The following is an 11,472-nucleotide window of genomic DNA, read 5'->3' as shown; positions in this document are numbered from 1 at the left end:
CAGCCGTGGGTGATCTGGCCAAGGATCCTTTTCTGCCGGTCAAGCTGGCCAGCTCTGACCAGATCGAGTCTTTTTCACCGCCGATTTTTGCGGCCTACTGCAGCCGGAACGGGCGGGTTTTCATCAGCCGATTGGCCCAGTATAAAAAACTGATCGGGCCGATGATCTTTGCTTTGACTGAAGACGAGGCGAGCTTGTCAGTTGAGCTGCAGACAAGCAAGAAGGAATACCGGATGCCGGAATTCATGGTTTTGTCGGAATTCGCTTTTTTGACGGCCATGCTGCGGCGGGCAAGCAAGGAAGAGATCAAGCCTGTTGAAATTGAGCTGGCGATTCCTCTGCCAGAAAATGAAGAAGTCCGGGAATTTTTTGCCTGCCCATTCAAGGAAGGGACGGAAAACAAGATCACTTTTGCCAAGGAGGATCTGGAGAAGCCGTTTATTTCTTACAACCAGGCCATGTGGGACTACTTTGAACCGGAGATGAACAAGCGCCTGGCCGCCTTGACGGTGGACGATTCAGTCAGTGCTCAAGTCAGAAGCGCGCTGACGGAACTGTTGCCAAGCGGGGAATTCATGATTGACGACGTGGCAAGGAAGCTGGGCTATTCCAAGCGGACTTTGCAGCGGAAATTGAGCGCGGAGAAGACGAATTTCCAAAAGCAGCTGAATTCGACCAGGGAAATTCTGGCTCTGCACTATTTGAGAAATACAGATATGACGACCAATGACATTGCTTATTTGCTGGGTTACCAGGAACTGAATTCCTTCCTGCGGGCTTTCGCAGTTTGGAAGGGCGTCAGCGTCAGCGAATACAGAAAGCAGATCGCGGAAGAAGAATAGAATGGAAATAGACGCAAAAAGCGGACCAGGCTGAAAGGCTTGATCCGCTTTTTTGTAGTGGAAGGCATAGTGATCTAGGAAGATATTGTCAGAAGGGATGATTGCTAATATGATATAATTTAGACAGTAATAAAACAATCAAAATGGATGATGTAAAAATATTGAATTGGGTTTGTCATTTATCTTGCTACATTTTTTGGCTGGAGATGGCCGCTCATATCTTGATTTTTCAACAATTTTTGGAGCTTGCTGATTATTAGCAAATCCTTTGTGATTATGTCGTTTTTTAAGAGTTTTAGCGGTTGGATAGCGACAAAATAAAAAGTATTATTTGTTCATTTGACGACTCTCACAGAAAAATTAAGATGGTAATGAACATTATGTGGCGACACCCTAAGAGCTTAATTGCTTGGGATGTCGCCTTTTTTACTGATATTTTTAGATAAGTTTCGAATTATGATTATAGCTGATAAAATTGACGTATACGTGATGGTGTGAGGCGGTGATTATTTATGGCTGGATTGACGCATGTTGAACGATGGTACGATGATAAAGGTTGGCGACCAATAACAATTGAAGAGGCAGTGAAACTTGAACATCACAAAGTAAGCTCACGGGAAAAAAGGTATCGTTGTTCTTTATGTGGTAAATACGTTGCCTTAGCAAAAGGAGAGCACAATGCTTCGGCATTCAAACACAACCGTGGTGACGAAGATAAAGAATGTCCTGAACGTACTCAAGAGGATTATCGAAAATATACTAAATTACAAAAAGTTCTAAATTCTAACCCCATTCTTCCGTATAAGCTCTCTCTCAAAGATGATCAGCTCCAGCTAATGGTGGGTTTATTACCGTTAGATCCTCAGACTCTGGAAGCTAATAAAGAAAATCATGTAAAGATATATTCTAATACGGGAAAGCTCCAAAGAGATATTAGCTTTAAGGAGAGACTATCTGCAGATCAGGTTACTTATGTGACTTTGTCAGACATCAATGCGGTTAGTTTTAGATTTGAACTTGATGTCCCTGATGAGGCGATTAGCCGTATTTGGGGGAAAGAATTTATCGGTGTAAGAGATAAAGCCGTTTTTAGATATCAATCTAGGCGGATGGTTAGTCAGCGAGGACAAATTTGTATTGGGGAAAAATATTATTTACTCTCCAAAAGAGCAATAAAAAAAATCCCTTTAGGAATTCGGCATTGTCTTGTGCATACCCCTAAAGAGAAAGATGGATTCTATCTTTATACTTTTGATGTTAGTCTTTTTTCTCGCGAAACTTCAGAAGAGCTTTATCGATGGGGCTATTCGTTAACTGAGAAACTAACACCGGTATACCCAATTTGGCCTGTATTTACTCAGTTTTACAATCAATATAAATTTAATACAAATGCATGCTACTTGCTTTACTCAAGTAGAGACGGAAGTGGGGAAAGCGTAGATACTGAAATTACTAGTGAGGTGCAAAAAAGAGTATTCAAACAGGACTTTTGCAGAGTTGTTGTTCAGAGCCCAAATAAACAAAAGTTTGATGAATTAATTCTACGAAAGAAACCGACTTTAGAATACTGGGAAGATAAAGTAGAAATAAAAGTGAGTGACATAAAATCTGGTGAAGCATATCAAATGGGCCAATGCTATAACTGTCTTCCCGAAGGAAGGTTGCACGTTACTGCAAATTTTAGAATCAGTGCATATATATATGAAAAGCATTTTCTAATTAATAAAAAGATAAATCAGACAGAAATAATTCTACCTACTGTTGAATTGGGCCAGGAAATTCGATTTTATCATGGGAGTGATTTACTTGGAAAAATCAGTTTTATTAAGAGACAAGATACAAAGCATGCTGCTGATGATGAGTTGTTCAAGCGATTAATATCTGCAAAAGGTAGGATGATCAATTTTCCTCACGATATTGCTTCTATCGGATTGAAGATGAGAGGATATCCATTATGTTTTAAATGGCTAAAAAAATGTCAGATTACCGACAGTATTCCGTTAAAGTGTGTGCAATTGTTAAAAAAAGAATTTGGATGGAGGTAAGCGTATGCCTGCAAAAATCATAATTGGTAAATGGGAAGAGAATGATAGAACGGGTGTAACTTATATCAGACGGTACGCTGAAGCTGATGAAAATGACACTGCTGTAATGCAAGCTGTGCCAAGTACTGATAAACATACATATACCAAAAAAATAATGGATGTGGATAAATTGGATAGTTTCAGTATTTTTAGAGTTATCAATAATTCGTATAACGATACAAAAGTTTACGATATCGGGACACCAGTTATGATTATTGATAGACAGCTAGAAAATATCAAGTACCGCCTAATTAATCGTCTCCCAATAACTGACAAGCGTTTTGAAACTAAAGGAGTCAATTGGCTGATCGGTCAAAGCTTTGAAAACGGCAAATTTACGGGATTGCTTATTAAAAGTCGACAAGTTGAAGAGAAGAACGGGGAAATTTGCCTAAAGCCATCGGTGAAGGTGGTTGAAAAATATATTATTGACACAAAAGATATAGTAACTTGTTTTGATTTTTATAATCAGTATAAATTTTATGGTAGGAAAGATCTTCCTAAACGAATTGTTAGGGAACGGGTAAGCGAGTGGCATGACTTGTTTAATAAACTTTTGTCTGAAAATCTAGGTAAATTTTTAGAGGAAGTCAAAGATCTTAGTTCTTTTAAAAGAGCGGAAAACACAATAAAAAAGTTTCTTGAAAAAGCAAATGACGAAACGATCGTAAAGCAGATTGCGGATTACATTGATGAAGATCAATATACTGTGGCTGCTGAGTTTAAGGAATACCTTAAAGATAGCGGAAATCATCTAAGCTTTAATGATGAAGATGCTGATATTTTGAGTGACTTGGTTCAGAATAATAATGATTTGCGGGAAAGAACCTATCAAAAATTCTATGAACGTTGGCAGAATCAAAATATTAAAGAACTGAAAGCGGGACAAGCTGAGATTAGCAAAACGCAAAAGCAACTTCAGCAAGAGCAAGAAAAATACAAAAATGAGAAAGCCGAGCTTGAACCGGGAATTCAGGAAATGCGACACAAGGTTCAAGAACTACAAAAGAAAATAAAAAATCAAACAGAACTCTATAATTCAATAACTGATAAGTTAAAGCAAGCAGAAGGCGATGTTGCCGAATTTCGAGCAAAAAACCTTTTGTATGGCAACACAAATGATAGAACTAAGGATTTAGTTCCTGAAACAAAGCAAACACAATCGGTTATAGCCTCGGTAACTTATCAACCAGGTACAAGAGCTGACTATCCTGAAACCGAGATAGATGATTTAGATGATGTGTTATTTGCAATTGGTGACAACATAAGCTTTGTAAGCGATAATAATCAGGTTTCTCAACTGCTGTATACCAGCTTATGGACAGACAAACCGCTTTTATTAGTTGGACCAATGGCCGAAGAACTGATAAGGGTGCTTTCACTTGTTTCTTACAATAGAGAACCTGGAGTTTTGGACTGTACTGAGAATGTGGCAGAGGGCATTCTCCAACAAATTGAAAGCAGCGATGATGAGATAATCATAATTAGAAATCTTTTTGGTAGCAAGAATGTAGCTAAAATAGCTTCATTTGTTTCGCGTACTACCAAGAAAATCTTTGTCGTTCATCCATTTAAGGAAGATTTGGTCCTTGAACCCAAAAGCTTGTATTATTATTTTACTCCTATCGTTACGGATATCTTTGTCAATAAGGTATGCAAGTCCAATTTCAATAATCTTGAGCATCTAAACAAATTATTGAAGGTGTCACCAAGAGAAGGCGCATATGTCAAGAACTACAACCAGCAGGTACAGTTTAATCCACTGATGGAAGATAATTGGCTGCAATATGACCTTGAAGATCCTGAAGATCCGGAGATAAACAAAAACTCGCGGGAGATTTTGAAATGGCTGCAGTTGTCATGGGCCTATTTGACTGATGATGCCCCACTTCTTGAGGTATTTAAAAAGAATGGTAAGTATCAAAAACTAGATTTTTTGGAGAGTGATTAATGGTTAGTGAAAAAATGCGAGTTGCACTGACAAAAACAATCTCTAAAGATTTGGATATAGTTCAGCAACCAGATGAAACAAATGACAACTATATTTTTCGCTTGGCATATTCAGCAATTGGTCAATTGCTTCTTAGTAATTTATGGACGAGATCATTAGATGACGATAAAACAGGAATTTCTGATGTTTTGCTTAGAAGTAATTTACTGCGTGTAATTGAAGGCTACAGTGAAATTTTTCCAGAAATCAGCAATGTTTTGGATGAGGACTTATTCAAAAAAATTAAGGAAGAATATCAAGTTACGGGGTACCTGTATAAGGAGGACTATCGTTCAACGCCCGTTATCTATAGCCAGTGTGGCAATGATGTAGTACGTTTGATTCGCGGAACTGCTGTTGGTGATAAAGTTAAAGTCTCTGGCTTAGGACAATATCTGACAGGAAGCTTTGGGTCAGATCTGGATAAAGTTACCCAAGAATATCGGCTACAAGAGGTTAGCTTCGCAGAACTTTATCAGTTCTTAGTCCAGCTTCCATATACTGAAAAATATCAAGCTACAGATACAGAATACCAATATCCTTACATTGCTAATAATGGGTGGCGTTGGGGGAATACTGAAAGTCTGACAGCTGATGTACGCTTGTTCCGTAGAGTTAAGCTTGGACAAAAGGTATATTGTCTTTACCGAAACGAAAGACAATATCAACTTAATACAGAGTTGATGCAAGCTAAAGGCTATTTGCCGATCCTATTAGCAATTTTGAACGAACAAGGTCAAATGCCTGTAGTGTACTACAGGTCGATGCCAGATATTATTGAGATAGAAAATGACTTTTTTGTTTCGCCAGCAGAACAAAATTTATTAAACGTTTTTTCATGGCCTGTTTATTCAGATGGAAAAATATGTTTTCAGAAGCGCTGGATGAAAAAAGAAGTTTTTAGTCTCTGCATGAATGTTTTAGAAAAAATAGGATATGTGTTTAGGGAGAAGAAGCAATGAGCAATGGTGCAGATGAAGTCCAGAAAAAGCTGAGAAATCAGCTAAAAGATTATATTGAGACCCAATATTTGGGTAAAACGCCGATTCTAGCTAAGAACTTGGATAAAATGCTGTCATCGGAAGGGATTCTCTTCAGAGAACCCTATATCGAAGCTTCTCCAGCTTATGTGACTGAAGATCAGGGATTGGCCACGGCTAAGATACCTAATTGGGAAAAAGATTTCCTGAAAAAGCTGGCAGATGAGCATCTGGGCGTTTTCAAAAAGCCTTTTGTGCACCAGATTGAATCCCTTGAGGCAGCAGCAGCTGGTAAGGATATTTTTGTGTCAACTGGTACAGGTTCTGGTAAAACCGAATGTTTTATGTGGCCACTTTTGGTTAAATTGGCAAACGAAGCAAGAAATAGCGAGCAGACTTGGAATCAACGGGGAGTTCGTGCAATAATCATGTATCCAATGAATGCGCTAGTGTCTGACCAGATAAGTAGATTACGGCGAATCGTTGGTGATCCCAAAGGCAAATTTGCCAATGCATTTCGTGCTGTGTCTTTTGCTGATGCTCGTCGGCCACAGTTTGGCATGTACACAGGTCGAACACCATATTCGGGTAGCCACAGTATAAAAAATGATATGCAATTAGCAGATACTTTACAGGAAAATTTGCTAGATGAAGAGGATCTTGATTATCGGGAGCAGCTGCTAAAATCTGGAAAAATTCCCGCTAAAAAGAATCTGGCGAAATTTATTTCAAATCTTAAACAGGGAAACCATATAACTGATCCAGAAGATGCTGAATTAATAACTAGAATTGAAATGCAGAATAACGTTCCAGATATTCTGATTACTAACTATTCAATGTTAGAGTACATGCTTTTCAGACCTCAAGAAGCAAAAATCTGGGAAGAGACTAAAAAATGGCTAGATAGCGACAAAAATAATAAACTGCTGTTTATTATCGATGAAGCGCATATGTATAGTGGATCAGCGGGTGGTGAGGTAGCTTACTTGATTAAGCGGCTTTTCCATCACTTGAAAATTTCTAGAGAAAAAGTTCAGTTTATTTTGACGACTGCTAGCATGCCCAAGGAGAGAGAGGATGATATTCATAAATTTGCGTGCGAGTTGACATCAGCTCCTGTAGAACACGAATTTGTCAGATTAAATGGGCACCGTAAAAAACTAATCAAGGGTCAAGGCATACAGATTGAAGCAAAAGAGTTTAATTCAATTTCAATGACTAATCTGGAAAGTGGTGACAAAAAGCTCATTCTGGATGAATTAAATCAGTTCTGGAACCGAACTTCCACAAAAAGCGGATTTAGTAAGTATGATAATCTGCCAGATCTAAGTGAATGGATGTATGATAATCTAACATCATTTGCACCTTTCTATCAACTTTTTAATGCCTGTCGCGGTGAGGCAGTGTCTTTGAGTGAACTGGCAACTAATATTTTTGGCAGTGATTCTGACCAGTGCATTCGTGCAGTCGACGTTATGCTAGAGCTGACGCCATTTGCCCGGAATAAGTATACGGATGAAGCCTTATTTCCTGCTAGAATGCATATGATGTTCCGTGGAATTAACGGCATATTTGCCTGCTCTAATCCTGCTTGCCCTGATCACGTCACTGATGGTGGTCTAACTCTGGGACGACTAATTCTGTCTGACGGGATTTATCTATGTCCATCTTGCGGAAGCGTGGTCTATGAAATATATAACGATCGACGCTGTGGTGCCTTGTTTTTTAGAGGTTTTATTACCGGTAGTATTTCTAATAAAAAATATTTCTGGCATGATTCCGGCAACTACAAAGATGGGACTGTTAAAGAGGTTCAGCTATTTATTCCTGATGACAATTTTGAACGGGGAAGAAAAGATGTTTCTGCATGTTATTTGAATGTTAAGAATGGCTATTTATATTTTGATGGCGATGATCGCTATGAGAAAAATAAGGAATATCGAAAACTTTATTATAGCTCTACAGCTGCAGGTACGGAAGAAAGAGATATAACGTTCGGCGTTTGTCCATTTTGCGATAACAAATTTGGCCCTCGAGGTGCCATTTCCTTTAGTACCAGGGGAAATCAATCTTTTGACGAACTAATCAAGACACAATTTTCGTTGGAGCCAGCTGTTGATGATGCCAAATATAAGAATACTGATCGTTTTCCAAATCAAGGGAGAAAAGTACTATTGTTTTCAGATAGTCGTCAGAAAGCTGCTAAGCTTACCCTTGATATGGCTAATGCATCTGAAAGATCTGTGATGCGTCAGTTGATGGCTCGTGCTATCGTAAATCTCGAAAATGGCCAGGAACAGTCATTGAATAATATTTATCTATATTATCTGAAAGAGCTAATAGATCATGACTTGTCGAATTTGGTAAATGATGATCGAAAGATATATGATAAGGTGAAAAAACGGCTTAAGAGGAAGGGAATAGATTGGCTAAAAGAAAGAGCCGAATCTTATCAAGTTGATAAGGCTAGTGATTTTGTCAAAGAGAGTTTGATTCGTTTATATTGTGGCAGTTATAACACATATTACGATACTGCGGTTAGTTGGCTCAAACCTAGTAAGCGGAAATTAAATTTGATTATTGACGAACTAATAGATGAAGATATAGATTACGATGATGACAAAATCGAGGAGCTTATCTGTGTTTGGATAATGCTAGCTTGTGATGAAAAAATGGCCCTTGGAAATGAAATCAGCGATCTGTTGCGTGGTAGGGTTCGGAATTTCGTCGCTACTGGAATTGAAACACCATTTTTTGGCAAATATCTCTTTGAAGATAGCTTTGGTGAAAATGCAGAGAAAGTGGCAGATATAGTTACTAGTTCTCTCACAGTTCGTAGGGCTGATGATAAGTTGTTTATCAGCCTTGACAATGTTACTCCATGTTTGGATTGGCGACACCAGTGGTATCGCTGCGACAAATGTAAAGAAGTATCTCCGTTTAAGATTCAAGGAAAGTGTCCACGAGAAACATGTGATGGTACATTAGTAAAACTGACCGAAGCTGACCTTAAAGGTATTAAGTATTGGCGGCAGCCGATTATTGACGCATTGAATGGTGCAAAGCTGAATTTGCTGGACGTCGAAGAACATACAGCGCAGCTTTCAAATAAAGATAATACAAATGATTACTGGTCAACTGGCGAGAAGTATGAATTAGAATTCCAAGACATTCTCAAGGACGGAGAAAAGCCAGTTGATATTTTGAGCAGTACTACGACGATGGAAGTCGGGATAGATATTGGTTCGCTTGTAGGCGTAGGTTTGCGAAATGTACCGCCAAAGCGAGAAAACTATCAACAGAGAGCAGGTCGTGCCGGCCGGCGTGGGGCAAGCCTTTCAACAATTGTAACTTTTTGTGAACGAGGGCCACACGATTCCCTCTACTTTAATGACCCAGCTCCAATGTTTAGAGGCGACCCAAGAAAACCATGGATTGATGTAGCTAGTCCCAAAATTATTGAAAGACATTTAAGCTTGGTGGCTTTGGTTGAATATTTAAAGAAGCTTGGGCTTAAGAACAGCATTGATAAGATCAAAATTTCGGATTTTTTGGAAAACTATCTTGTAGGATTTGCAGATTATCTTGAAAAGTGGACAAGTAAACTAGATCCAATTCTTTTGAATGATCAGAACTTTGACAGACAGGCTTTTATGAAGAAGCTCAGTCAAAACCTCTTCGATATCAAAGCAAGATATCAAGAGCATCCGGAGTTGTTTGCAGGGGAATACAATAGAACAAAAAATTTATTGGATGTTGCGTTTGAAGACGGAATCATTCCGTCTTATTCGTTCCCGAAGAATTTAGTGTACACTTATTTGTCAGACAAAAGCGGGAAGATCGAGAATAAAGTTGATCGTAGTTTGGATATTGCTATCAGTGAATATGCACCCGGTAGAACGATTGTTGTCAATAAGAAGACTTATCAAATTGGTGGTTTTGCTTCAGCTAATCCAACGTATAAAGAAGCAGAAAAATACCTTGAAAATGATAGTTTTGCTAAGACCGTCTATACCTGTCCAAAATGTGGTTGGTTCGGCCTAATTCAAGACGGGGTAACAGAAGGTGAGAAATGCCAATTTTGTGGTAAGGGAGAGATAGTGGCGAGTCCTAAGAAAATGCTTCGGCCTTGGGGATTTGCTCCAAAAGATGGTAAAGAAATCTCAAGTGGCAACGTAATGGAAGAAGTTACTATGGCTCAACAGCCAATTTATTCGACATTGCCAAAAAAGGCAGAAATAGAGCCCTTGAATGGCAGCCAGCATATTAGGATCGCTAGTCGGAAGAATCAGCGCATCATCATGCTGAATACAGGTAGTAAAAACGAGGGATTTGAGATATGTAAGCTGTGTGGAGCAAGTATGCCTGGCAATACCAAAGAAGCACTTAAAAGTGTTAAGAGTCCGACTTTGGGTTCATCCTATAAAAAGACAGGAAACTGCTCACATTCATCGGTTGCTAACGTAGATTTGGGATATGATTTTATTACTGACATGCTAGTCCTTGAATTTGAACTAGACAACTCAAAAATTAATACTAATTTTGATAATCCGTGGCACACAAGAGCGGGTTGTTCACTAGCTGAGGCAATACGTTTGGGTGCAAGTCAGTTGTTGGACATCGATTTCACTGAGTTAGTAGCGGGGAGTCGATTTAGAAAGGGGAACGAGAGCAGTTTTATTGATGTTTACATCTATGACAGTTTACTTAGTGGAGCGGGATATTCTGCCAGTTTAAAAGGTGTGATGCCTAAACTTCTGCAAAAAGTAAAAAATATTTTGGAGGATTGTAACTGTGATAGTTCTTGCTACAATTGCTTGCGCAATTACCGGAATCAGTTTATGCATGGCCTCCTAGACCGCTTTGCAGCTAAAGAACTCCTTAAGTGGGGTCTGAATGGCACGATAAGGGCAGATTATTCGGAAGAAGAGCAAGAAACACGCTTCAAGCCTTTAGCTTCGATTTTGAGAGAAAATGATCATAGTATTAACGGCTTGTTTGTTGATGGCAAGCGTGTAAGGATTTCTCCAAGTATGAAGATGGTTGATGATCCTACTAGCATTAATGTTAGCGATTACTTAATTAAATATGCTCGGCCAATTGCCTTAGAGCAAATTGAGTTAGAACTACAAGATGAATAAAAGTATTGAATTTGTGTAGGCATTCTGCCCACATGATTTTGTGAGATAGCAACGCTTCTGAAAAGATCGGCATTCTAAGAGCTTGAATGCGAGGGATGCCGTCTTTTTGGTAGTCAAAAATACTAGATGTCATTTTTCGTAAAGAACACCGTCACAACTTGGAAGAAGCTTATTGAGATGTTTTTCTAGTTAATTTTACATTAGTAAAACAAAAAAGCCCGAGAAATCATAGTTTCTGATATGACCCCCGAAATTAGGACACTAATTTCGGGGGTTATTTTCATGACTAAATACACTAAAGAAATAAAACTCGCTATCTACCACGAATGGGTAGACGATCATAGAAGAGGCACCTACCTCAGCCGAAAATATGGGATGGAGCGTGGAGGAATCCAATATTTGGTAGACTTGATCCAAAAGCATGGCGAAGCCATT

At 38.8% G+C, this 11,472-nt stretch carries 5 protein-coding genes and 1 pseudogene; all 6 read left to right on the top strand.

The genetic code is table 11. The features are described 5' to 3' along the window. Nucleotides 1–842, top strand: an 842-nt coding sequence (locus tag lacNas_RS06425) for an AraC family transcriptional regulator (RefSeq protein ID WP_201346703.1), incomplete at its 5' end; no start/stop codon positions are given. A gap of 512 nt (nucleotides 843–1,354) precedes the next feature. After that, on the top strand, nucleotides 1,355–2,887 hold the full coding sequence (locus tag lacNas_RS06420; RefSeq protein WP_201330278.1) for a hypothetical protein: 1,533 nt from the start codon (nucleotides 1,355–1,357) through the stop codon (nucleotides 2,885–2,887). 4 nt (nucleotides 2,888–2,891) lie between these two features. Further along, nucleotides 2,892–4,877, top strand: a complete 1,986-nt coding sequence (locus tag lacNas_RS06415; RefSeq protein WP_201330279.1) for a coiled-coil domain-containing protein — start codon at nucleotides 2,892–2,894, stop codon at nucleotides 4,875–4,877. Then, entirely contained in the window at nucleotides 4,877–5,878 is a 1,002-nt protein-coding gene (locus lacNas_RS06410; RefSeq protein WP_201330280.1) for a hypothetical protein, read from the top strand. Before lacNas_RS06415 ends, lacNas_RS06410 begins: the two co-directional genes overlap by 1 nt. After that, the gene (locus lacNas_RS06405; protein WP_201330281.1) at nucleotides 5,875–11,037 is read left to right on the top strand and encodes a DEAD/DEAH box helicase family protein; all 5,163 of its coding nucleotides are present in this window, start codon (nucleotides 5,875–5,877) and stop codon (nucleotides 11,035–11,037) included. The genes lacNas_RS06410 and lacNas_RS06405 overlap by 4 nt, the downstream gene beginning before the upstream one ends. 282 nt (nucleotides 11,038–11,319) lie before the next feature. Then, a pseudogene (locus lacNas_RS14500) lies at nucleotides 11,320–11,472 on the top strand (IS3 family transposase); the annotation flags it as partial.

Origin of the sequence: Lactobacillus nasalidis (genome assembly GCF_016587775.1) — a bacterium.
GTDB lineage: Bacteria > Bacillota > Bacilli > Lactobacillales > Lactobacillaceae > Lactobacillus > Lactobacillus nasalidis.
The sequence above is the reverse complement of the archived record's forward strand: the minus strand, read 5'-3'. Positions and strand labels throughout refer to the sequence as shown.